The organism is Lysobacter capsici, assembly GCF_018732085.1.
Lineage (GTDB): Bacteria > Pseudomonadota > Gammaproteobacteria > Xanthomonadales > Xanthomonadaceae > Lysobacter > Lysobacter capsici_A.
This window is the reverse complement of record NZ_CP076103.1, coordinates 3,612,281-3,635,171: the sequence shown is the minus strand read 5'-3', so window position 1 is coordinate 3,635,171 and position 22,891 is coordinate 3,612,281. Positions and strand designations below refer to the sequence as shown.

At 62.7% G+C, this 22,891-nt stretch carries 26 protein-coding genes; 11 read left to right on the top strand and 15 right to left on the bottom strand.

What is annotated here, in order from left to right; all coding sequences use genetic code 11:
* Positions 1-84: 84 nt before the first annotated feature.
* Both KME82_RS15045 and KME82_RS15040 read left to right on the top strand, forming a co-directional pair.
* Positions 85-642 carry a hypothetical protein gene (locus tag KME82_RS15045; RefSeq protein WP_215494776.1) on the top strand — a complete coding sequence of 186 codons (558 nt, stop codon included), beginning with the start codon at positions 85-87 and terminating at the stop codon, positions 640-642.
* Positions 643-879: 237 nt separating this feature from the next.
* Entirely contained in the window at positions 880-1,440 is a 561-nt protein-coding gene (locus tag KME82_RS15040; protein ID WP_215494775.1) for a hypothetical protein, read from the top strand.
* Positions 1,441-1,607: 167 nt separating this feature from the next.
* Here the strand turns inward: KME82_RS15040 and KME82_RS15035 are convergent, their stop codons facing one another.
* Both KME82_RS15035 and KME82_RS15030 read right to left on the bottom strand, forming a co-directional pair.
* Positions 1,608-2,873: a DUF4062 domain-containing protein gene (locus KME82_RS15035; RefSeq protein WP_215494774.1), complete on the bottom strand. Its 1,266-nt coding sequence runs from the start codon at positions 2,871-2,873 to the stop codon at positions 1,608-1,610.
* 145 nt (positions 2,874-3,018) lie between these two features.
* Entirely contained in the window at positions 3,019-3,261 is a 243-nt protein-coding gene (locus tag KME82_RS15030) for a helix-turn-helix domain-containing protein (RefSeq protein ID WP_215494773.1), read from the bottom strand.
* Positions 3,262-3,367: 106 nt separating this feature from the next.
* Here KME82_RS15030 and KME82_RS15025 point away from each other — a divergent pair, with 106 nt between their 5' ends.
* From KME82_RS15025 to KME82_RS15010, 4 genes are all read left to right on the top strand, one after another.
* Positions 3,368-3,610, top strand: a complete 243-nt coding sequence (locus tag KME82_RS15025) for an XAC0095 family protein (protein WP_215494772.1) — start codon at positions 3,368-3,370, stop codon at positions 3,608-3,610.
* Between the two features lie 313 nt (positions 3,611-3,923).
* Complete coding sequence (locus KME82_RS15020) at positions 3,924-4,391, top strand: hypothetical protein (RefSeq protein ID WP_215494771.1); 468 nt, start codon at positions 3,924-3,926, stop codon at positions 4,389-4,391.
* Positions 4,392-5,165: 774 nt separating this feature from the next.
* The gene (locus tag KME82_RS15015) at positions 5,166-5,399 is read left to right on the top strand and encodes a DUF2188 domain-containing protein (RefSeq protein WP_215494770.1); all 234 of its coding nucleotides are present in this window, start codon (positions 5,166-5,168) and stop codon (positions 5,397-5,399) included.
* A 69-nt stretch (positions 5,400-5,468) separates the two neighbouring features.
* Positions 5,469-6,134, top strand: coding sequence for a hypothetical protein (locus tag KME82_RS15010; RefSeq protein WP_215494769.1), 666 nt, complete (start codon positions 5,469-5,471; stop codon positions 6,132-6,134).
* 121 nt (positions 6,135-6,255) lie between these two features.
* Here KME82_RS15010 and KME82_RS15005 read toward each other — a convergent pair whose 3' ends face one another.
* The 7 genes from KME82_RS15005 to KME82_RS14975 all read right to left on the bottom strand — a co-directional run bounded on the left by KME82_RS15005 (position 6,256) and on the right by KME82_RS14975 (position 11,859).
* Positions 6,256-6,669, bottom strand: coding sequence for a hypothetical protein (locus tag KME82_RS15005; protein WP_215494768.1), 414 nt, complete (start codon positions 6,667-6,669; stop codon positions 6,256-6,258).
* A gap of 83 nt (positions 6,670-6,752) precedes the next feature.
* Positions 6,753-7,304 (bottom strand): hypothetical protein, encoded by a 552-nt coding sequence (locus tag KME82_RS15000; RefSeq protein ID WP_215494767.1) that lies wholly within the window; start codon positions 7,302-7,304, stop codon positions 6,753-6,755.
* A gap of 40 nt (positions 7,305-7,344) precedes the next feature.
* Positions 7,345-8,520 (bottom strand): XVIPCD domain-containing protein, encoded by a 1,176-nt coding sequence (locus KME82_RS14995; protein WP_215494766.1) that lies wholly within the window; start codon positions 8,518-8,520, stop codon positions 7,345-7,347.
* Positions 8,517-9,062 carry a hypothetical protein gene (locus KME82_RS14990; protein ID WP_215494765.1) on the bottom strand — a complete coding sequence of 182 codons (546 nt, stop codon included), beginning with the start codon at positions 9,060-9,062 and terminating at the stop codon, positions 8,517-8,519. The genes KME82_RS14995 and KME82_RS14990 overlap by 4 nt, the downstream gene beginning before the upstream one ends.
* A 269-nt stretch (positions 9,063-9,331) precedes the next feature.
* Positions 9,332-9,736, bottom strand: a complete 405-nt coding sequence (locus KME82_RS14985; protein ID WP_215494764.1) for a hypothetical protein — start codon at positions 9,734-9,736, stop codon at positions 9,332-9,334.
* Positions 9,737-9,900: 164 nt separating this feature from the next.
* Entirely contained in the window at positions 9,901-10,308 is a 408-nt protein-coding gene (locus tag KME82_RS14980) for a hypothetical protein (protein ID WP_215494763.1), read from the bottom strand.
* A gap of 336 nt (positions 10,309-10,644) precedes the next feature.
* On the bottom strand, positions 10,645-11,859 hold the full coding sequence (locus KME82_RS14975) for a S1 family peptidase (RefSeq protein ID WP_215494762.1): 1,215 nt from the start codon (positions 11,857-11,859) through the stop codon (positions 10,645-10,647).
* A 380-nt stretch (positions 11,860-12,239) separates the two neighbouring features.
* Here KME82_RS14975 and KME82_RS14970 point away from each other — a divergent pair, with 380 nt between their 5' ends.
* Positions 12,240-12,494, top strand: a complete 255-nt coding sequence (locus KME82_RS14970) for a hypothetical protein (RefSeq protein ID WP_215494761.1) — start codon at positions 12,240-12,242, stop codon at positions 12,492-12,494.
* A gap of 93 nt (positions 12,495-12,587) precedes the next feature.
* Here the strand turns inward: KME82_RS14970 and KME82_RS14965 are convergent, their stop codons facing one another.
* On the bottom strand, positions 12,588-13,103 hold the full coding sequence (locus KME82_RS14965) for a hypothetical protein (protein ID WP_215494760.1): 516 nt from the start codon (positions 13,101-13,103) through the stop codon (positions 12,588-12,590).
* Positions 13,104-13,195: 92 nt separating this feature from the next.
* On the bottom strand, positions 13,196-14,053 hold the full coding sequence (locus KME82_RS14960; RefSeq protein ID WP_215494759.1) for an SMI1/KNR4 family protein: 858 nt from the start codon (positions 14,051-14,053) through the stop codon (positions 13,196-13,198).
* 262 nt (positions 14,054-14,315) lie between these two features.
* On the opposite strand from KME82_RS14960, the gene KME82_RS14955 reads away from it, so the two are divergent.
* On the top strand, positions 14,316-14,567 hold the full coding sequence (locus tag KME82_RS14955; RefSeq protein WP_215494758.1) for a hypothetical protein: 252 nt from the start codon (positions 14,316-14,318) through the stop codon (positions 14,565-14,567).
* 24 nt (positions 14,568-14,591) lie between these two features.
* Here the strand turns inward: KME82_RS14955 and KME82_RS14950 are convergent, their stop codons facing one another.
* On the bottom strand, positions 14,592-15,488 hold the full coding sequence (locus KME82_RS14950) for a class I SAM-dependent methyltransferase (RefSeq protein WP_215494757.1): 897 nt from the start codon (positions 15,486-15,488) through the stop codon (positions 14,592-14,594).
* A 117-nt stretch (positions 15,489-15,605) separates the two neighbouring features.
* Here KME82_RS14950 and KME82_RS14945 point away from each other — a divergent pair, with 117 nt between their 5' ends.
* On the top strand, positions 15,606-17,666 hold the full coding sequence (locus KME82_RS14945; RefSeq protein ID WP_215494756.1) for a M13 family metallopeptidase: 2,061 nt from the start codon (positions 15,606-15,608) through the stop codon (positions 17,664-17,666).
* A 204-nt stretch (positions 17,667-17,870) separates the two neighbouring features.
* Positions 17,871-18,293, top strand: coding sequence for a YqaA family protein (locus tag KME82_RS14940; protein WP_215499087.1), 423 nt, complete (start codon positions 17,871-17,873; stop codon positions 18,291-18,293).
* Positions 18,294-18,339: 46 nt separating this feature from the next.
* Here KME82_RS14940 and KME82_RS14935 read toward each other — a convergent pair whose 3' ends face one another.
* Both KME82_RS14935 and KME82_RS14930 read right to left on the bottom strand, forming a co-directional pair.
* A complete protein-coding gene (locus KME82_RS14935; protein ID WP_215494755.1) occupies positions 18,340-19,230 on the bottom strand; it encodes a hypothetical protein in 891 nt (296 codons plus the stop codon).
* Positions 19,227-21,011 (bottom strand): caspase family protein, encoded by a 1,785-nt coding sequence (locus KME82_RS14930; RefSeq protein WP_215494754.1) that lies wholly within the window; start codon positions 21,009-21,011, stop codon positions 19,227-19,229. The genes KME82_RS14935 and KME82_RS14930 overlap by 4 nt, the downstream gene beginning before the upstream one ends.
* Positions 21,012-21,145: 134 nt before the next feature.
* Here KME82_RS14930 and KME82_RS14925 point away from each other — a divergent pair, with 134 nt between their 5' ends.
* Entirely contained in the window at positions 21,146-22,066 is a 921-nt protein-coding gene (locus KME82_RS14925) for a M14 family metallopeptidase (RefSeq protein WP_215494753.1), read from the top strand.
* A gap of 38 nt (positions 22,067-22,104) precedes the next feature.
* Here the strand turns inward: KME82_RS14925 and KME82_RS14920 are convergent, their stop codons facing one another.
* Positions 22,105-22,884, bottom strand: coding sequence for a DUF4019 domain-containing protein (locus KME82_RS14920; RefSeq protein WP_215494752.1), 780 nt, complete (start codon positions 22,882-22,884; stop codon positions 22,105-22,107).
* Positions 22,885-22,891 lie beyond the last annotated feature (7 nt).

Below are 22,891 nucleotides of genomic sequence, written 5' to 3'. Positions count from 1 at the left end.
GGCAGAGCACCCGGCCGCGCTTGTCCTACCTCAGCCCGCCCTCGTATAACTCCGTAGGGGCCATCTGGGCCGATCGGGGGCGCAATGAAGCGACATATCGTCTGGATGATGGCCTTGCTCGGCGCCAACGCATGCGCGCTGCACCGGCCGCCGAACACCGCACTGGCCGACTTCCTGCCAGGAGATTGGAGCCTCGCCGCCGTTCCGGACGGCTTCCGCACCACCTCGGTGACGAATACGACGTTCTATCCCGATGGGACCTGGGAGCAGGACTACTACAGCCAGACGATGCACTGCGGGGCCGACCGCCTGGACACCGAGGTTTATTACAAAGCCCATCCCGAAGCCAAGCAACAAGCCGACGAAGAACGGCGGCAACAGCGATTGCGCCAACGCTGGGTCGTGCAGGGGCGATCGGTGTACCTGTACGAGCGCCGCGACATGGCCGAGCGCCTGATCGCCACCTACAAAATTCGCAACTACGGCTTAGGTAACACGGCCCTGTGCAAAGAGGAGTGCGACGAAAGCCCATCGCGCCAGCGAGCCTTCCTCCGAGTCGCCCGGCACGAACAAGTGCCGACGACGCTATGGGTCCGCAAAGCGCTGCCTCAGGACGAAGCCGAATCGAGCAAGCGTCTGTAGCCACTCCTGTCCGCATCATCGTCAATTCGACTTAAAAGCGGGCGCAAAGTGCCGTTTTGTTATTGAGAAAATTGCAGTCTGCCGCCTGTTTCTGAATCCTGAGTGGAGTAGTGACGAACTCTACTTGCTCGTGAATGACTGAAAGGCATTGGCGTTTGCGTGCACAATGGTGAGCGCATTTTATATGGGCCGGAGAATGCGCTTTGAGTGATTTCTTTTATTCAGAGGAGAAGGGTCATGCTCGAAATTCCTGCCTGTATGGAAGGGATCAATTGCGGGGATCTTGGTACATGGCTTTCTTCTATAGCTAGTTTTGCTGCGGTTGTGGCGGCGCTCTACTTGGCAAGGCGTTCTGAAAAACCTCGTGCCAAAGGGGATTTAAATATTGTCATTTTTACTCCTGATTTGGATCGAGCGTTTCTCTGTTATCGAGTTAGTAATCTTGGTACTCATAGTCTTCGCATCAATAGTGCTTTTCTTGAAATTCATCCAATAGTAAGGCGATTCGTCAAATGGCCCTCTGCTGTCGCTAATAACTGGCAGCACCCAACTAATTCTCGGCTTCCGACCGATCTTCAGCGAGGCGAAACTTTCAGTTATGCAGCCCCAGAGGGTAATGTTTTCGGCCAGTTCTTGAGTGAATTTCCAGGCCCTCCTTGGCTCGTCGCTAGATTGGTACGGGCAGGTGTAACAACTCCTTGGGGATCCATCTATGTGAAGATAAGCAGGGATGTGCGTAAGTCACTCCGCGACGAGATCATAGTGATAAGGCGCAAGATCCAAGAAGATAGGAGCTAAGCGCTAGGGTAGAGCAGGACGGGTTGAAGGAGTTGGGTCGGGAGGTATATTTATAGGCGATCTAGTTTCGGAGGGATATACTAATTGGTGATGCTAGGTTGAGCCATTACATCATTAAGTAGCAGGGCCGGGGCTTGCTCTCCTTCTTTTTGTTAAAGGTAGGGTTTCTAATCTTCGGCCGATGGCTCCGGCGTCAGAAGCTGAATCATGTCATCCCCCTTAAAAGTGATATGTTCTACGTCAATGCTAAGTGATAGATGTTGAGTGATTGGCTCGGCAAGGGTGTCTGCAAATATAGTGGCTGTAACCGTAACCTCGCAGCTTCTTCTTGCGCCGATGACTAACTGAGATTCGGGGCTTAACTCTCGTTGCGGTTGAAGTGCTCGCACCTCTATGTGCGACGACCATTCTGATGAGTCTTCTGCCAATTCATCAAGTGAGTTTGGTGGCGAATCAAACGAAAATGCCGATTTAGTCCGTGCTGGGGGGGTGGATGGTAGCTTGCTTCTCTCGATGAGGGTTATTGGAGAGCCGTTCGAGACCAGCTTTAGATCTATGTATATGTCGCGAGCGCCAATGCGCCCTTTGTTCTTCAGCCAGAATCGAATGGGACGAAAATATGATCTAAGCGCAATGTGGGCTGTTCTTTGACGGTAGTAGTCTTTATTTGTATCAGCGGTGCGAAATGCGTTAATTAATAATTTGTTTTGGTGCTTTCCTGATTTAGGGTCCTTTTCGATTTCTTCGGCTACTGGTGACGGCATGTAGTCCGGAACTAAAGAGTAGTCCTCAATGTCAATAAATGTCGAATTGATGACGGCCGTGTCACCCAAGTTCACGCCGCTATCAGCGTCCGCGAAATTTAGCGAAATGTCTGTAAGTGGCTGATTATCGTTTTGTACGCTGGCATTATCCGCGGTCGTTGCTAATATTGATCTGAGTTGTATTTCGATTTGTTTGGCAAGTTTGTCTTTGAACTCGATTGGGCTTGCGTACTGTTCAATGAGGGCGTTTGGAAAGGTCTTCTTTTTGAATTCACGAAGTCTTGATAATTGTTCTATGTCTATTCTTTCCGGATCTTGTTTTCCCTGGGAGAAGTACAGCATGACCAGTTTTCCAGCGCTTGCGACTCTTTCGATTTCTTCGATTGTGCCGCTTTCTGCAATTCCAGTATGGCTTCCCACTCGGGTCCAAAAAATTCCTATCAGAAGATCGCAACGGTCTACGATCTGTTTGTTAATTACTTCTTGTGGGCGCTTGCCGTACTCTGGTGCTGAGTGTGTTTCCCATCGGAGTGGCAAGAGCACTATTTGCCGCTCCGCTGCATTTAGATCATTCCACTCTTGTATGGCTCGAACTGCTAGTTCACGTTCTTCAGATACGTCGGAAGGGGATGCGATAAGAATTCGAAAGGCTTGAGCAGGGAAAGACATCTGTACCTCCTTGTCGAAAGTGATTGATGGTAGTATCCAGAATAAATTATTGATTTGTCAGTTCATAATTAAATTCAATGTGAAATCTCCTAAAAACGAGGTCTTGCTCAGCCTAATTTCGATTCAGCGAAAGAGAGATGGGGGGCTAGATGCTGGATTCGAAGCGTCTAACGAATACGGTCAAAGACACTCCACAAACATGACAGTAGTCGCGCAGCTGAAGAAGATCGATGCGCTGGCTTCCGCCCTCGATCTTACTTACGTAGGACTGCGGCTTACCCAATGCCTCGGCGCAAGATGCTTGAGTGAGGCCGGCGGCGGTTCGCATGTCGCGAATGAGCCGGGAGAGAACTTCGTTCTCTTTGGTGTATAGCGTGTTGCTTGGCATATGCGCGGATTCCAAAGGTCCGCACGAATGCTGTATCCTCTTTCAGGATATTCAAAAATAGAATAAAATACTCCCGTCATGGATCAACGACTCTAGGGAGACACGCATGCGAAACGGACACCGCATCCCCAACGCCACACCTCACATCTACCTCCTCCCCGCCACCGCCCACCAAGCCCTAACCCAAACCCGCGACCACCTACGCCTGCTCGCCCAGCTCACCGAGCCCCAGGGCGAAGCCGGCCCCGACGTGGTCTACCTCTCTGCCCAGGCGCTGGCCCATTGTTTCGACCGCTTGGCCGATGACCTGGACCGGGTCGCCGAGGCCGTCGATCCGATCGCGCCGTAGCGGGGCGGTGTTCCTCCTTCTTATCTGATCGGTCGCAACGCAGCGCCGGGCATGCGAATGCCGGCCACGCCATGGCGCGGTCGGGTCGTCCGTGCAGCAAACGCGGGCAGGGCGCTGCGATGCATCATGAATGTGCCGCGTGCCGATGCGCGATACACACGCAAGCCATCTGTGCCTCTTCGCACACGTTTTAACCCAAGAAAAATCCGACACCCCAATGCGGATCTCGCCGACTGCTCATCGCGCCGGCGCTTCGCCACGATGCCCGTCGCCGTCGTTTCGACGTGCGTCCGCATCGACAAGGAGATTCGTCATGAGCGTGAACCTGATTCAATTGGAAGTGTCCGACGAGCAAGTCGCCACCGCGGTGGCGGCGCTGGATCAACTGGAAACGGCGCTGGCGGGGTTGGTCTCGCTGTCGCCCGACGACCGCCGCCGGCTGACCAAGATGGGGCCGAAGTCCGAGGTGTTCTGCCGTCAGGCCCTGAGCGTGCTGGAGCAGAATCGCCAGATCGTGCCGCCCAGCCTGGACCTCCCCGGCGCGCAGTTGGACCTGCGCACGCTGGACCGCCTGCGTCCGCTGCTCGACCGCCTGCAGCGCCTGGCCGAGCGCGGCGAGGACACCGAGACCGCGCTCGGTGCGGACCTGATGGCGTTCGCGCTGGAGGGCTACGGCCTGCTCAAGGTGTCCGGCAAGAACCAGGGCCTGGACGGCCTGCGCAAGGAGATGGGCGCGCGTTGGGCCAAGGGCCGCCGCGAGGCCGCCGCGCCGTCGGCGTGAGCCGCCGCCTGTCGCGACCTCCCCACACCGCTGTCCCCGCAAGCCGCCTTCGGGCGGCTTTTTTGTCCGCGCGTGGTGCGATGCGTCGTTCGCTTGAAGGGGGCGGTGCCGCTGCAAGACGGTATCGCTTCGACGCTGTCCCGCCTGGGCCTTCGCGAACACCGCGCGGCGCCTTCCGAATCCCGATTTGCTCTTCCCGAAGCCCGCGGAGGGGTTCGCGAATACGATCGAGCTGCACCCGAATCCCGCGACGGCCTTCGTGAAGCCGAATTTGCCTTACGCGAGCACCGATTTCGCTTAAGCGAGCAGCAATTTCGCCTTAGCGAAGGCCCGGCCCGGCTTCGCGAGTCCAAAATTGGTATTCGCGAGCAGCGATTTCGTCTTCGCGAATCCCGAATCCGTACTCGCGAATCCCGGCGCGGGCTTCGCGAAGGCCGATTCGGGCTTCCGGAACCTCTCCGAGCCCTTCCGGAACACCGCCGAGTCATTCCGGAACAGCTCGAGGGGCTTTCGATGGTGAAAATTTGTCCAACGCAGGCGCTTTGGACCGTGCGCGTACAAGCCCGCGTTCGTCGCTCGACTCGCCCAGCCCGGGCCGTGACCTGCAGGCGGCCGATAGCCACCCAGCCCGTCCCCGCCTTGGCGCATTTCACGTTTTCAAAAAGACGTGGCACCGCGCGGCACACCCGCTATGCCTGCTTCCAGGCAGGCCGTTTCCGCGGTGCTAGCGTCGGCCCTGCGCGCAACCCGCGCGCATTCACAGGACAAAGGACCATGTCGAAGAAAGATATCCACGTCGTACCCCATCCCGAAGGCTGGGCCGTCAAGCGCGAAGGCGCCGACCGCGCGAGCTCCGTCCACGACCGCAAAGCCGACGCCCTGGACGCCGGCCGCGACCTCGCCCGCAAGGACGAAGTGGAACTCGTCATCCACGGCCAGGACGGCAAGATCCAGGACAGCGACAGCTATGGGAATGATCCGCATCCGCCGAGGGATGAGAAGCACTAGTTGTCTAGATGCGAGGGCGCTACGGCGCCCTCGTTTTATTGCACGCCATGAAGGGAGTCGTCAGGAACCATGATCGAACTTTGGCTCAAACACTATGGCCCACAATGGCTGTTCCCGCTGGCCGCGATTGTATTGGTGCCGTTCGTGGCGAAGGGGATATTCGGTTTTCAGCGATCCAGAAGCCAAGATCGCAAAGACTTCCTGGACCTGTGGCCTAAGCGAGATCAGACCGATGATCTTTGGCTGCAAGTTGCTGTGCGCCACGCGTATGGGACGTACTTGCCCGCGGCTGTTCTTCGGTATTTGATAAGTCAGCCGCAAGGAGCGCGGGCGCTGCTTGAGGTCTCAGAAATATGGCCGCTGATCGACTGGAATGATGAGTCCGGACAGTTGTACTGGCGCGATCCTCGGTATTTTTCGCCGGCTGCAAGGCGCTGGGATTACCGGTTTAGCCTCATCGGCTATTTCATATCAGCCGCGGTCTTAATGATCGGCCTATGGCTCGTGCTGGCTGGCTACGCAAAAGGAGGCTGGGTCGAGTGGACTTATCTTTGGGCTGGTTCAGTTGCTACGTTTTATCTGCTCGCCAAACAAGAACGTCTGAAGACTGCTGAAGATTCGCTTCCACGTTGGCTCGGGAAGATGGTTTGGGAGGGTGGAAACTACAACCATGCCAAGAACGTTGGTCGGATGGTGCCACGTAAGCCTAGACGGTCTAAGCGGTCTGCTGACTAAGGGGGGCTGAAGTTTTCGAGACGCAGTGAGAAACACGGGGCAGATTGCAATTTAGCCATTTAGGAAGTTGCACTCTGACCTTTGTTTCGGTGCGTGCCCTCAGGCATGGGCGAGGAGGCACTTAATCTTCCCTCACGAACGTGTAGCGGGATGCGAGCTGCCGGCAGCGCGGGCAATGCCACACCTCGATGGTGTCGTCTGGATAGTCCCGGCCGTGAGTGATGTAGGGAGCGGCTTTTGCGTAGGGAAACAGACGCTTGTGCTCGGCGATGTATGCGTCGTCATATCGGACGGTGCCGTGAAGCACTTCGATCCGGTCCTGTACCAAGTCCTGCCGGTGCAGATAACAGAAGCGCAGCAGCACCTCCAACTGCGGCAACGCGGAGGCGAACTCCGGATGCTTGTCGATGAAGCGATCCCATTCGCGCTCTTGCCAGTACAGCAGGCGCGGCACCGCGCCTTGGCGAACGAATTTGACGAAACGCTCCGTGCCTAGAAAGTTTTCGAATGTGCTGCGGAACGGCTCGGTGTCCATGACTGTGTTGTGTAGAAGGGCAGGCGAAGCATAGCAATGCGAGGCCGGCCGATCACATACGCGTCGGATGCACGGGGTGCCGTCTAGGGGGCCTTCGGGGCGCCCACCTTGTAGATCCACACCGTGCCGACGCATCCAAGATTCGGCGCGTAGGTCATGATGTCCATTCGAATGTGGTTGTTCCGGAACTGATAGGCGACGCTGGCGAGGACGGTATCGCTGCCGGCGGATTCGCCCACTTTCCTCGCTCCGGTCAGTGCAAGCGCCCGTTCGATGCGAACGCACGGCTGTGCCTTCAAGTCGAAGGCGACTTCATCCCAATCGGGCGCATGCGTCCGTGTACCGGTCAAGGCCCGTGTGATGACGGTCCCGTCCTCCAGCGTTATCGGTTGACCGGCATTCGTAAGCGCCGATAGGCCCGTCGCGGCATCCACGCCGTAGTGACGTTGCAGATCGCGGACGACTTGATTGACACCTGCATGCCCTAGTTGGATGGGCAGCTGTAGTAACTGCTCCGTAGCGCTCCCTTGCTGGAACGCGATCAAACCCAGCGCTGTGACGATGATTGCAGTGAAATTCTTTAAGTTCATGTCATTGGTGCGTTCTAGCCGGTGGTGTCGCAGTGCGCGATCCACGAGGCAATCGAGTCGGATGCGAGGGACACAATCTGGACCGCTATCGCATCAGCCCGCCTCGACCTGGATCGTCAAGATCCAACCCCAAACCCTGTTGCTGTATCGATGCGCGTTCTTGAGCGATGTTTTGATTCGCGGCAAGCAGTTTCTGATCCGACAGTTCAATGGGCGTGTGGATCGCTTTCTCGACCGACACCACGGCGAACTTTCCGGCCGGATCGCCCAGTCGGCCTTCGACCGCGAACAGGTTTAGACCATCTTTACTCGTGAATACGTGGTCGACTCGGTTCAAGGCATTGCTTGAATACGTATAGTCGTGCGCTCCGGGATGTCGGTCTCGGCCGTCCTTGCATTCGGCAAGAAGGCAATGGCTCAGGCGCTCAAGTGTTCCGCCGTCGAGGCTCCTCCCGGTTCCTTTCAGGGCGGTGCGCGTGCCGCTGCGGATCTGGTCCAGCATCAGCTGATCGGGTTCATTGAGGCCGCTGGGCGCCGACACGGAATTCTGGGCCTGGGCTTGAGGCGGCTTCGCCATTTCTGGACGCTGGTCGATCAGGCGCTGGTAATCGCGCAGATAGGCGTCCCGATGGGTGATGGCGCCGTCTTGATTCAAATCCGCGGGTGGGTTGCCGAGTGTGTACGCGGAGGCGGGGACCTTGGCCGCGATCCGGTCGACGACGGTTTTGTCGTCCAATTCGCCGTTGCGCCAGGACTTGTACAGCGTGCCCAGTTCCAGCCCGTTGAGGTAGCCGATTGAGCCGAAAGGGAGCTCCTTGGCGAAGGCGGGATCTTTCTCCAAGTCCTTGAAGATCGGGAAGGCAGTGAAGATCGCTTGTGCTTCCAGACCAGCGCGGTACTGCACGTAGTCGTCGGCGGGGCCGCCTTTGAACAGGATGTTGCCGGTGTTGAAGCGGTCGTGGCCTATCTCGTGAGCCAATGTGCCGAACAGGTGGCGTTGCGGATACTCGGCAGCATCGGGTGCTTGCAGTTGCGTCCATTGGGCCTGATCGACCGAGATGGTGGGCGGGGTGGTCGGGGTGTAGTAGGGAAGTCCATTGTCTGGATTGGGAGCGAAGCGCCCACCCTTATCGAAAAATGCGGAGAACGCTTGTGTGGCATGTGGCGACGCCAGCACCCACCGTTGAACGTGTTCGGGCATGGACTCGAATTGAGCGATCTTCCTGAGATGGGCGTTGTCGCGGTCGAGCGTTGCATTCACGGCCGTTCCTTCGGCGATGGGTAGATATGCAGTGCGGTCACGCAGCGGTAGGTTTCAGGCGTCGTATTGATACGTAACGCCATTCCATTGCCGGTGGCGTCGTACTGTTTTCCGCGATCGACGCCATGAGCATCCTGGAACACCGGGTTCAACACGGCGCCAGTCAGCGCGACGGCCCAGTCGGGCGACACGCACTTTTTTTGGTCGATGCCGATATCGATGTCCCCTGATAGCTTTCGCACGTAAGCGAAGCTGAGCACGTGACCGTCGGCGAGCCGCACAGGGCCTTGTCCGGATAACTGTGATGCGCGCAGGGGTTTCATCTCGAACACTTTGTCTAGCGCGGCAAGGACTTTTTCGGTTCCGCTGGTGCCTTTAAGCGGCCAGCGCAATAGATTTTCAACGGTTACCGAATCCCGCTGAGGTGAAGGTAGCGCTGCCGCGGCTTCTTGCGGAGACTGCTTGCTCGGCCCGGTTGTTCCGCAGGCTTGCAACATCAAGGAGAGCGCCAATAGCGGAGCCATCTTTTGCAGGTGGGACATGCTTGGCGTCCTTATGCTAAGTGGCTGGCAGATGTCCGAAGAGTTCCCGATTTACGCATTAACCGCAAGGGCAACCAAGAGTTGCGCCCACACTACCCGCGACGGCACATTTGATGCAGTCAATTGAGATTCAAATCGCTTGGGCGAGGTTGAGGGAAACAGACTTGGGTTGCCCATGCGGTTGAGACTTTCATTGAAATCCAATTACGCAAGTTGAGCCAGTGAGCGCATGAGGCCGGCAGGGCCGGCCTCGTGGCCCGGCTGGTGCGTCAGTACACCGTCACCCGAAACTCGTCCGAGCAAACAAGCTGTCCGCCGGAATTGCGGATTCGGTAGGTCACATCGCGATACCCCGTCTGCGAGCCGCGGGTGACGAGCCAGGTGACGTACAGCGTCGTGCCGCTGCCGATGAACCCTTTCACGCGGCTGGGCGGCTGGTAGGCGAAGCCGGGCACGCCTTGGATCGACAGATTGCCCAGGCTTGCGTTGCCGCCGCCGGCGCTGATTTCGAGGAAGTAGGTGGCGTACGCGAGACCGGACACGGTCGTGTACGCGGTGCTCGTGTTCATGAGCGGGGTGCTTTGGTCGGGCAAGATCGGGCATGCGGCTTTGGAGGCGAAGCTCAGCAGCAGCAAAGACGCGCCGGCAACGGCGTTGAGTCCCAATGGCTTCATGGCGTATGAGTCCTGTGTGTGCATGGCGCGCGCGCGCGATGACGCCGAGGTTCGCGCGGGCGAAATCGGGCGGCCATCGAGGCGTTGGCGGATTGGTCGAGGAGCGCCTGGACTTTCCAGGCGCTCCGGGATTGGGCGTGGTCGCGAGTCGGCGCCCGCGGGCGTCAGCCGCCGACGGTGATGCGGAACTGATCGATGCAGATCACTTGGCCCGCCGTATTGAGGATGCGGTAGTCGACGTCGCGGTAGCCGCCGACCGGCGCCGATGGGGCGACGAAGTAGCTGATGTACAGATCGGCGCCGTTACCGACGAATCCTTTGCGGCCGTTGCTGGGGTAGGTGAAGCCGGGCAGGGCCTGGATCGACAGGTTGATGAGGCCGGCGTTGCCGCCGCCCATGGACGCTTCGACGAAGTAGGTGGCGTACGAGAGCCCGCTGACTGGGCTGTACGCGGTATTCGAGGTGGCGCGGTTGTTGGTGACATCGGGCATGTACGGGCAAGCGGCTTGCGAGGCGAAGCTCAGAAAGAGAAGCACGCAGCCGGTGATGGCTTTGAATCCTGGTGAGCGCATGAGAGTGTCCTTTCAAGGGGCGGGGCTGGCGCAGGCAGTGCAGGGCCAGACGGAGGTGGATCGGGCGATCGGGTCGAGTGCGACCGGACCAATGAGCAGTTCGTAATCCCGTGGGCGAATCCGACATCCATGCGATGCGCGACGATCGTCGCAGGCAAGGCTCCGCTTTCACTGGTGGCTGTGGGCGTCGTTGGTCGCGTGCCCTCATCCGCCCCTTCGGGGCACCTTCTCCCGCGCGCGGGAGAAGGGCAGCGCCGATGCGCGCTGTTTTCGGGGGCAAAAAAAAAAGCGCCCCGGAATCCCGGGGCGCTCGACTCGCACTTCGTTCGCGATGGATTACGGGCTGGTGCGCAACGTCAACGAATACGCGCTGAGAATCGCCTTGATCGGCGTGAAGTAGCTGTTGCCGCCGCCGTTGTTGCCCTGGCTGCCCGAGCAGCTGCCGCTGCCGCCCGACAGCACGCCCTGCGCCTGGCCGGCGCCGGTGATGAACGAACCGCCGGAGTCGCCGCCTTCGGCGCAGGCGCTGGTACGGGTCAGGCCGGTGACGGTGCCGTCGGGGTTGCCGTTGTCGTCGACGTAGGACACGGTCATGTTCTTGCTGCGGATGGCGCCGCAATGCCAGCCGCTGGTGCGGCCGGAACGGCACAGCGCGGCGCCGACGGCGGCTTCGGTGCTGCCGCGCACGGTGACGTCGCCGCTGCCGTAGCCGTAGACGCTCGGCGACAGGGTGTGGGTGGTGTCGACCTTGACCCAGCCGCGATCGGGGCCGGTCTGGTTGCCGCTCGGCATCGACGAGGCGGAGAACGTGCCGACGCGAACGCCCGGGTTCCACTGGCCGGCTTCCTGGTAGACGATCTCGCCCACGTCGCCGCAATGGCCGGCGGTGGCGTAGCCCGGGGTGCTGCCCTTGGTCACGGTGAAGCCGACCGAGCAGGCATACAGATAACCGTCGCCGGGATCGCGCAGCATGCCGCGGCCGCCTTGCACCGCGATGCGGCGCTGCGGGGCCTGGTTCAAGGTTTCGAAACGCACCACGCTCGGGTCCAGGCCGCTGCGCGCGACGAAGTCGACGCCGGCGTCTTCCGCGCCCGGTGCGACGCCGACGATCACGCTGTTGCTCGGCAGATCCACCGTCCAGCTGTACACGCCCTTGGGGACTTTGGCGCTGCGCGTGAGCAGGCTGTCGAGCTGGCCTTTCGCGGCGTTGAGCGCGGTGAGGCTGTGACGCGCCTGACGGGTTTCGACGCCGGCCACGGCCTTGGCGTTCTTGATCGAGGTGCTCGCCGCGACAAAGCCGAACGAACCGTCGGCCTTGCGCTCGAGCCACGCGCCGGCGAAGTTGCGGCCCAGCTGCGCCTGTACGGTTTTTTCCTGTTGCACGGCCAGTTGTTCGGCCTTGAGGTATTGCGTGAGCTGCGTGCTGGACAGACCCAGGTCGCGCTGCATGGCCGTCTTCAACGCGGGGGCGAGATCGTCGGCGGCGAAGGCCACGCCGGATACGGCCATCGTGGCGGCGACAGCGAGGATCGACATACTGAACTTGCGCATATCCAAAAACTCCTTGAGCAAAGAGGGGGATGCAGCAGTCGCGGCAGGTCTGGGGCTGGGCTTGGTGGGTGCGTTCGAACAGTCGAACGCTCAGTCGTGCCGCACTGACTAGAACGAGCCCCGGTTTCTTCGTCCCTACGTCGAAAAGTGAGACGCGCTGGGTAGTTCGCGGCATCGATGAGGGAAAGTGAGGAAGGCGTCGTATTCGTTTGTCCGTATGCGCTGCGGCGCATGCGTCACGAAGAAGGCTTGCGCGGTGAAATGTTCGCTATGCGTGACGATCGCCGGGCCAGCATTAGACCTGCCGTTAACCGCGCCGCCCTCAGCGTGGCCTGGCGTCGGCACCAATTCGCAACCGACGTCCTGTGAGGACGACCGAGATGGGCAACGACACCACCGAACGACACGGCCAGGACCCGAAGCGGGCCGGGCAGAAAGGCAAGCGCGATGATTCGGCGGGGCCGCCGGACGGCCAAGGCCATCAACCCTTGCCGGGCGAGAATCCTCCCGCCGACGATGGGCGCGGCAAGCGCAAGCATGTGCAGAACGCGGACTTGCCCGAAGGCGAGGGGCATCAGCCGTTGCCGGGCGAGGATGCGCAGCCGGACGATGACGACGATCGGGCTGATCGCTGAATCACGCTCTCGGACGCTGTGCGCCGGCGCTGCGCCGAGCGGTGATCAGCGACTGTCGATACGGGACGATGGGCGCGGTGATCGGTGACGCGCTCAATACGTTGGCTGTGCGGCGTCGATCGACGCGACCAGTTCCGACAACCACTGCCCGTGGCGATGTGCGGCATCCGGCCGGGCCTCCATGGCGGCCCGGCTGTCGAGCTGCATGGGCAGGAAGCGATAACCGACTGCCTCGGCGACGGCGTGAAGCGTTTCGATCTCCATGTCCAGCTCGTACATGAAATCGAACTGGGTCGCCCAGAAGCCTTGTTCGGTGGTGGCCAGCGGCTCGACCTCGTCCGGAGCTTCGATGCTGAAGCAGATGTATTCGCGGCCGCTTGTCCGCACGCGGATCGCGATCACTTGATCGCCGATATCCCACAACGCAAGCACCGGCGGACCCGCGGGCGCCACAGCGCCGTGATAGAGGTAATACGGCGGTCCCGAGGTACAGCTGGCGAGCGCGGGATGGGGAAGTTGGCCGGACGCCATCTGCAGCAACGCAGGCGACACGCCGAGTTGGCTGAGTGCGGGTATCCGCTGGGACTCTTCGATGACGTTGGCAGGCATGCGGGCGATTATGCGGGGCGGGTGGCGGAACTGGCAGCGCGACGGGCGGCGTGCGAATGCCATTCGTGTCTCGGTCGGCGACGGACGCGTTCTTATCCATCCTCCTTCGATGTTTTCAGGCGGCGAACGTCGAATCCCGCGCCGGCCAGCGCTGCGTGTGCCGCCGTGGTCGCGCGGTGATTGTCGCAATGGACGATCAAGGTGACGTCCGGATGCTGCGGGAATCGCAGGGCGGTGCCGGGTAGCAGGTCCTTGAGCGCCTGATAGGTCGCTTCGTCGTGTCGCGAGACGAAGCCGCGCCGGACCCGATTGGGCTCCAGCTGAATCCAGCCGTCTTCGAGAAACCAGCGGAAGAACGGGTATCCATACAGATCGTCGGGCTCGCGGGCTTGCGATGGTCGGGAGAACATATCGTCGAAGCGGGCTGCGCAATCGTCCAGCGACAAACCCGTGACCACGGCGAGTTTCGTATCGTCCTGCGCGCGCAACATGGCCAGGTACGCGGTCATGTTCGCCGCTATCGGCTGCTCTGCCTGGTCGTCGAGATCGAAACAGGTGATGCACGGCTCGTCGCCGCTTCTGTAGTCCAGGCACAGATACCAGTGCCCGTCGCTGTCGAACGGCACGAGCCGACGCGGCTGTTCCGGAAGCCACCCATCGGCGGGATACCACGCCTGCGGCTCGTCGAGCAGCGTCCACCAATAGTTGTCGCCGAGGCTCTGCGCGCGCGGGCCGATTCCCCAGATCATCCGGTTGCCGCTGTCGGGCAGGGTGCGCCGCAGATAACCGCCGTTCTGTTCCCGCAGCACCGCGATCAGCGCCGCGGGCAGTACGATGCCGAGCCTGGTCTCCACATCCGCGATCGCATCATCGGTCAGTTCGGGTTGAAGCGCCGGCAGGAAGGCCGGAACGCTCCAGATGGAGGGGTTGGCGTCGGTGTTTTCGGTCACGAGTCCATTCCTCGCTGATGGAGTGTGTCGCGGTTGCCGAATTTCTCTCACAGTCGGCAGATCGGCGCCATAACGATCTCGTTTAAAGATGACGGTAGTGAGGGAGGTATCGAAAGCACCGGTATCTGGTCAGTTTTCGCCGTATCGCTCCTATTGTGGGAGCGTAGTGAGTAGTTTCACTGTGCGCTTACTTCGTCTTCACAGCCACCTTCATGCTGCATGCTCGAATGCAGGTGTTGGACTTCGTGTCGGGAGAACGGTGATGAAAAGACGTTCCGCAACCGTAGCGCTATCTCTGCTTGTGCTCGTCTCCGGCTCGGCCCTGGCCGCCGTCGTCCACGTCAGCGGACACGGGCAAAGCTACGACCCCGGTATCGCGCTGGAGGACGCACGCGCCGACGCTGCGGCTGAATGCGTCGGGCAAGGAGGGACGCCGATACAGGAGGTTTACAACCATGTCACCCGCGCCAATGTGTGGCTCGCGGATTCGCTCTGGACCTGCGAGGTGCCTTGACGCGGTGCGAGTCTGATTGCCGTGTCAGCGCTTCGTGGCCAGCACGCCATCGAGCGCCAGTTGCGCCTTGAACCCGGCCTTCTCCAAGCGTTTCGCGACTTCCCGCGGCACGTCGCGGCCGCTGGTGAGTTTGTTCGGGCTGCCGGTGTAGTGGAACAGCCGTCCGCCGCGGCGCAGCACGCGCGCCAAGTGATCGTAGAAGCTCTGCGAATACAGCTCGCCGGCGATGCCGAAGCGCGGCGGATCGTGCAACAGGGCATCGACGCAGGCGTCGCCGATCTGCGCGATCGCCTGCGATACGTCGGCATGGGTGAGTCGAAGGCGTCCGCCGCTGGCGGCCGCGTCGGGATCGGGCGACCACGGGTTGAGCGTGCGCAGCCACAGCACGTCTTGGTTTTTCTCGAACGAGTGGATGGCGCTCGCGCCGGCCTCCAGGCAGCACGCGGCGAAGTAGCCCAGGCCGCCGCAGGTATCGAGCACGACCTTGCCGCGCGGTTCGACCAGCGCGACCTTGGTGCGCGCGTCCTCGATCGGCGAGGCCTTCATCGTGGGCAGCATCTTGATGCCGTCGATCTCGAAGGTGGGCGCGCCCCACTGGGTCGGCACCAGCTTGATCAGCGAGCCGGAGAAACGCGAGACCGGCGCGAACTCCTCGCCGTCCCAGTGATAGATCGTGCGGTCCTTGAGCTTGACTGGATACGGATAGCGCTGCGCGCGCCAGGTCCAGGCATCGGCGTCCAGCAGCGCCTCGCCATCCGATCGCCCCAGGTCCAGCGAACCGGTCCAGGCGCCGGTGCCGGCATCGCGCGCGGCCTGCAGTTCCTCGGCGACGGGGCGGGTGAGCAGGGGGCCTGAGTAATGCGGCACGGCGGGGTCTCTTGGGCCGGAGGGGGCGAAAAGTATGCCGGACGCGGCGGGCAATGGCCTTGTGCGGCCCTGACTTTGCGGCTCCGGCCCTCTGGGCGGCCTAAACCAACGGCCCACGACACCCCCGCGCCCGCTGAGCTAGGCTCCCCCCTTTCCACCGGGAACCGCCCCATGAAGCCTTCACGTTTGAGTCTGAGCCTGGCGCTGGCCGCCACGCTCGCCGTTTCGTCCGTCCATGCCGCCGGCGGCGGGGCCAAGGGCAAGCCGCAGTTGGGCAGCTTCGGCGTCGACCTCAGCGCGCAGGACACGAGCGTCAAGCCCGGCGACGATTTCAATCGCTACGTCAGCGGCCACTGGCTCGACAGCTATCAGCTCAAGGACTACGAGACCTCCTACGGCTCGTTCAACATGCTGCGCGATCAGTCCGAGGCGCAGGTGCACGCGATCATCGAATCGCTGCAGCAGCGCAAGGACCTGGCGCCGGGCAGCGACGCGCAGAAGCTGCGCGACTACTACGCCAGCTACATGGACCGCGCCGCGCGCGACGCGGCCGGGATCGCGCCGCTCAAGCCGGTGCTGGACAAGATCGCCGCGATCGATTCCAAGGGCGCGCTGATCCAGGCCTTCGGCGCCAACGACCTCGACGGCACCATCACGCCGCTGCGGTTCGGCGTCGATCTGGACCGCAAGGACCCGGACAAGTACCTGGTCGGTCTGCGCGTCGGCGGGCTGGGCCTGCCGGACCGCGATTACTACCTCAACCAGGACGCGCGCTTCGTCGGCATCCGCACCGCGTATCTGGCGCATATCGAACGCATGCTCGGTTTCGCCGGCGTCAAGGACGCCAAGGCCCGCGCGCAGGCGGTGCTCGCGCTGGAAACCGAATTGGCCAAGCCGCAGTGGGAACGCGCGCAGCTGCGCGATCGCGACAAGACCTACAACGTCGCGACCTTCGCCGAGCTGGGCAAGCAGTACCCGGGCTACGACTGGGCCGCGCAGGCCAAGGCGCAGGGCTTGCCGGCGCTGGACCGGGTCAACGTGATCACCCCGAGCGCGGTGGAGCCGGTGGTGCAGGTGATCGAACGCACGCCGCTGCCGGTGTGGCGCGACTACCTGACCTTCCACGCCGTGCGCAACAACGCCTCGCTGCTCAGCCGCGAGATCGACGATGCGGCGTTCGCGTTCAACGGCACCGTGCTCAGCGGCCAGAAGGCGCAGCGCGACGACTGGAAGCGCGCGGTGGCCGCGGTGACCGGCAGCGACGGGTTGGGCGATGCGATGGGCAAGCTCTACGTCGAGAAGCATTTCTCGCCGCAGGCGAAGGCAGCGATGCAGGCGCTGGTCGAGAACCTGCGCAAGGCACTGCGCAGCAACATCGAGAAGATCGACTGGATGGGCGATGCGACCAAGGCCGAGGCCTATCGCAAGCTGTCGACTTTCCGTCCGAAGGTGGGTTATCCGGACAAGTGGCGCGATTACGGCAGCGTGAGCATCGTGCCGGGCGACCTGATGGCCAACGTGATGCAGATGCGCCGTTACGACCGCAACGACGAGGTGCGCCGCGTCGGTACGCGTCCGGACCGCGACGAGTGGTTCATGACCCCGCAGACGGTCAATGCGTACTACAACTCGACCTTCAACGAGATCGTGTTCCCGGCCGGTATCCTGCAGGCGCCGTTCTTCGATCTCAACGCCGATCCGGCGGTGAACTACGGCGGCATCGGCGCGGTGATCGGCCACGAAATGGGCCACGGTTTCGACGACCAGGGCAGCAAGTCGGATTCGGCCGGCATCCAGCGCAACTGGTGGACCGACGCGGACCGCGCCGGTTTCGAGCAACGCACCAAGGCGTTGGGCGCGCAGTACGACGCGTTCTGTCCGTTGCCGGGCCAGTGCGTCAACGGTGCGTTGACCATGGGCGAGAACATCGGCGACCTCGGCGGCATTTCGATGGCCTACACGGCCTATCAGCTCAGCCTGGGCGGCAAGCCGGCGCCGGTGATCGACGGGCTGACCGGCGATCAGCGCTTCTTCCTGTCGTGGGGCCAGATCTGGAAGGGCAAGTATCGCGACGAGGCGCTGCTCAATCTGATCAAGACCAACCCGCATTCGCCGTCGCAGTACCGCGCGAACGGGCCGCTGCGCAATTTCGATCCCTGGTACAAGGCGTTCGATGTGAAGCCGCAGGACAAGATGTTCGTCGCGCCGGAGCAGCGGGTGCGGATCTGGTGATTTTGTTGCGGCCTGCGGTTGTGGGCCGCGGGTGAAGGCGAGGGGGCGGGTTTGCCGGCCGGTTGGGTCGGTGGATTCGCCCTTTCGTTTTTTTCGGTTTGTGGGTTCGCGGGCGCAGGACGTTGCGGCGGATGTGTGGGGTCGCGGTCGCGGCTTGCGCCGCTCCTACAGGGGGCGGCCGCGGATTCGTTGACAATGGGTTCTATGGTGTATCTGGGACTGTTCGTCGCGGCCTTCGTCGCCGCCACCTTGTTGCCCGCGCAATCCGAAGCGCTGCTGGCGGGCTTGATCGTGGACGGCTATGCAGTGTGGGCGCTGCTGGTCGCCGCGAGCGTCGGCAATGTGCTGGGCTCGCTGCTCAACTGGTGGCTCGGCCGCGAACTCACGCGCTTCAGCGATCGACGCTGGTTTCCGGTCAAGCCCGCGGCGCTGGCGCGCGCCCGGGCCTGGTACGGCCGTTACGGAAAATGGAGCTTGTTGCTGAGCTGGCTGCCGGTGATCGGCGATCCGCTGACCTTGGCCGCTGGGGTGATGCGCGAACGCCTGTCCACGTTCCTGATTCTCGTGAGCCTCGCCAAGACCGCGCGTTACGCGGTCGTGGCGGCGATCGCCTTGCGCTACGTGTGAGCGCCGTCGCTCCGGCCCGGGCATCGGCTCAGGCCGGAGCGTGCGCTCAGACCAGGGCGTCGTAGATCCGCTTCGCCACGACCTTGTCGTCGAGGTAGCCGATGATGCCGTGCTGGTTGTCGGTCCAGTTGTCGACGTCGCCCTTGCTCTCGATCGCCGGGGTGATCGCGAAGTTGTCCTTGTCGAGCGGATTGAGCGAGACCACGTCGTTGGGATCGTAGGCGTTGAACCACGTTGTCACGCAAGCCGGGTGGCCGATCGGGCGCAGCTTGGTGCGCAGGGCGCGGATGCCCAGCGGCGAGCCGACCGTGACCAGCAGCGGCACGCGCCAGGCCTGGCCTTCTTTCTCCAGCCGGCGCAGCAGGGTGTAGCCGACGACGGTGCCCAGCGAATGGGCGACGACGATGTTTTCCTGCGCCAGGTCCATGGCCTGCAGCACGCCGTCCTCGATATGTGCGCGCAGGTTCGCCTTGGTCAGGTATTGATGCACGTCGTTGGTCAGCAGGGCGATCATCGCGCTGCCGCCGTCGGTGCGCTTGTCGATCGCGCGCAGCACCGCCTGCACCCAGCGCCAGTTCTGCGGGCCGCGTTCGATCACCGCGGCTTCTGCGGGGTCGAGTTCCTGCTCGATCTGTTCGTCGCTGATCTTCGCCGCATCGATGTACTCCTGCAGCATCGCCGACAGGAAGGCCTGCGCGGCCGCGTCGTCCTGCGCGCCCTTGACGATGATCTTGGCCGCGTCTTCGGCGCTGGCGCCGTCGACCATCTGCTGCAGGGTGTCGCCGTAATACGGAAAGCGGATGCGCTCTTCCGGGATCGGCAACTCCAGGCCGCTCTTGGCCAGACCCTTCTTCCACGCATCGATCCAGGTCGCTTTCAGCGTGGCCGCGTCCTTGCCGGCTTGCGATCGTCCGTGAATGAACACCAGCTGTTTCATGACATGGCTCCGAGAGTGAGGTGAGAGGATTTTTCCGCGCTGTTGCGCATCCAGGCGCGGATGGACTGGACGCCTTCGGGCGTGTAGAGCGACCACAGCGACGGCCGCAGTTGCTGGCGCAGGCCGTCGAGTTCGGTGGGAATGCGTCCGCTCAATGCGCCGGTCAAGGCCCAGCCTTGCGACAGCATCGGCAGCGCGGGAACGACGTCGTGGGCGAGGCCGGCGTCCTTGAGCAGCTCACGCGAGAGCAGGGCGAGGTCGTACAGGCGCACGTCCATCCGGTAGCGAAGATAATTCTGCATATCCGCGATGCGGCGGAACTGGCCGATGTCGTGGTAAGCGTAGGCGGCATACACCGCCAGGGCCGGGTCCTGGAACTTCAGGTTCTGCATGCGCACGGCGAGCGCGTCGGCGTCGTCGGATTCGAGCGCGAAGACGCCGAGCGAGGAGGCCTTGATGATCGCCTGGCGCAGGTAGTCGAGTTCCTCGCGGCTCATCGATGCGTCGAATTCGTCGGCCGGTTCGTACCAGACTTCGTCCAGGCCGCGCTCGTGCAGGCGCAGCACGCCGACGAAACCGGCGATCACCGGCAGCAGCACGCCGTTGCCGTCGTCGAATTCGATCAGCGCCTGGCTCTGGCGTTCGTCGGTGTCCACGCTGACGGTGACGGCATCGCCTTGCTGGCCCAGAAGGGTGTCGCCGTCGGCGCAGGTCACCCGGGTCACGCCGCGGCCGTGGATCTGGAAGCCGGGTTTTTCCGGCAACGGTTGCGGACGTCGATCGTCCGGGCCACGGGCCATGCTCTTGAGCATCAAGGTGGCGTTCTTGGACACGCCGCGGCCGGTGAGGGTCTTGACCTCGACCGGCGTGGTCGCGGCGCGGCCGTAGCTGTCGTTGCGCAAGGCTTCTTCCATGACCAGTTGCGCGACTTCGCGGGTCGACAACGGCGCGGCCGCATCCGGCGGGGTCATGCCGATCACATCGATGTCCGGCGGCGTCGCGGTGGCGGGGACGGGCGGCGGCAGGCTGGCCAGCCAGGCTTCGTCTTCGGAGGTGATGCGCGCATCGGGCGTCTGCGAGGTCGACAGCGACAAGCCGCTGGCCTTCAACTTGTCCCAGACTTTTTTCGGCAGCGCCTTCTTGAGCGGGCGCGGCCGCACCCGGCCGTCGCGGATGGCTTCGGGCACCTTGCCGTTCAAGGCGTCGAGCAGGGCCTCGGTGAAGATCGCCTGGTACTTCTGGCCCTGTTCGGACTGCTGCACCTCCAGCGCGGGCGCGCCGAGCGAGGTGGCGAAAAAGATGTCGACCGATCGTTCCAGGTCGGCGTCTTCGATATTGGGGAAGATGTCGCTGCCGATGATGCGGCCGTACTGCACGCCCTGGGTCGGGGTCCTGCACGCGTCGGACAGGAACACCACGTGTTCGAACGCGCCGGCGCGCGCCAGCGACACGTTGCCCTCGATATTGACCGCCGCCGCCGCATTGACCGGCGCGTCCGACAGCAGCCAGTACTCCTGGCGGTTGTTGACCACGCCGTGGCCGGAGAAATACACGATCAACTGCTCGATCGTGTCGCGGTCGGCCAGGCTCTTGATGTCCTTGAACAGGTCGGCGACGGTCACCGCGACGCCGCCGGCGTCGGTGCGTCGGATCACCTGGTCGTCGGGAATGCCCTGGCTCTTGGCCCAGGCCGCCATCTTGTCGATCGACGACTCGACCGCCTTGAGCTTGCCCAAGCCGCCGGCCTGGCTTACGCCGATCAAAAGCAGTGCTCTGTTCATTGTCGCCCGTCCCTGCGAATGCGCGTCCGGCCTCAATCATGACGTAAGCCGGCCCGCATTTCGGCCAGGGTGCGGGCGGCCGTGGCGGCGATGGTAAAATCTCGGCCTTCCCGCCATCCAGCCAGAGCGACGCGATGACCGCCCAAGCCTTCTACCCGATCGGTACGCCCGGCCAGCCCTGGACCGCGGCCGAGGTCGCCCAGTGGCGTTCGACGCAAGTCCGCCAGCGCAGCTACGAGGCCGACGTGCTCAGCGTGATCGACACGCTGCGCCCGCATTTCGAGGTGGTGCAGTACGGTCGCCTGGACTACGCACCCGATAGCTACCCGCTGTTCGCGCTCAAGAGCCGCGACTGGCGCGACGACCTGCCGACCCTGCTGGTGACCGGCGGCGTGCATGGCTACGAAACCAGCGGTGTCCACGGCGCGCTGCTGTTCGCGCAGCGCCATGCCGCCGACTACGCCGGCCGCGCCAACGTGTTGATCGCGCCGTGCGTCAGTCCCTGGGCCTACGAGCGGATTCACCGCTGGAACGTCGACGCGATCGATCCGAACCGCTCGTTCCGCGACGACAGCCCGGCGCAGGAATCGGCCGCGCTGATGCAACTGATCGCGCCGCTGCGCGCCGGCGTGCGGGTGCATATCGACCTGCACGAGACCACCGACAGCGACGAGTCCGAATTCCGGCCGGCGCTGGCCGCGCGCGACGGCAAGCCGTACGAGCCGGGCGAGATCCCGGACGGGTTCTACCTGGTCGGCGACAGCGAGGACCCGCAGCCCGAGTTCCAGCAGGCGGTGGTCGCGGCGGTGGCGCTGGTCACCCATATCGCGCCGGCCGACGCCAACGGCGAGATCATCGGCGCCGCCGTGGTCGCGCCGGGCGTGATCAATTACCCGGTGCGCTCGCTGGGCCTGTGCGCCGGCATCACCGACGCGCGTTACCGCACCACCACCGAGGTCTACCCCGACAGCCCGCGCGCGACGCCGGAGCAGTGCAACGCGGCGCAGGCGGCGGCGGTGTGCGCGGCGATTGATTTTGCGTTGGCCAAGGACTGAGCGGAACGCATTCGATCCGATGAGGCGCGTGGCGCGCCTCAATCGCGGCAACCGACCTGTTTGCGCAACGCGGGCAGGTCGGCCGCCGCAATCTTGCCGGCGGTTTCGTTGGACACCTGACCCTCTTCCTCGCGCACCAGGCGGTAGCTGCCGTCGGCTTCCCGGTACCACATTGCGTAGCCGCAATAGAAGCCGGAGTGTCGGTAATCGCCGCGGTAGTCGGCTGCGACATAGCGGCCTTTGCGCGGCGCGCCCTGTGGATTGTCGTACCAGGTCAGGCGGACGACTTGGCGCGCGATCGGCAAGCCGGCTTGCTTGTTGAAGGCCGCACGGGGCTCGCTCCAGTCCGAGCGCATGTAAGGTTCGGCTTCTTCGGTCTGCATCGAACGGGCCTTGGCGAAATCGCCGGTGTCCTTGGCCAGGAGGTAAGCCAGCGTGGTTTCCTTCACTCGACGTTCGTCGTCCGCCGTGGCCGGGGCGTCGGGCGCCGCAACGGCCGTCAGGTCCGGCGTGGCGATTGCGCCGCAATCCACCTGTTGAGTAAAGGTCTGTTCGCCGGCCTGCGGTTCTCCGGGACCCAGTCGCGCTGTCGATTCGAATCGATGCGGGCCCCACTGCCATGCCCGGCCTTCGCAGACCTGGTCTGCGGCGGGGCGGAGCATCGATTGCACGCGAATGGCGTCAATGCCGGACGGCAACCGCACGATGAGATCGTATCGGTCTTGCGAGATTTGATGTGTCTCAACCCGCAGGTTGACGGCGGCGATGGCGGTCGGCGCCAGCACCGCGATCAGCAGTGCGCCTGGAATCGTTCGCATGATGATG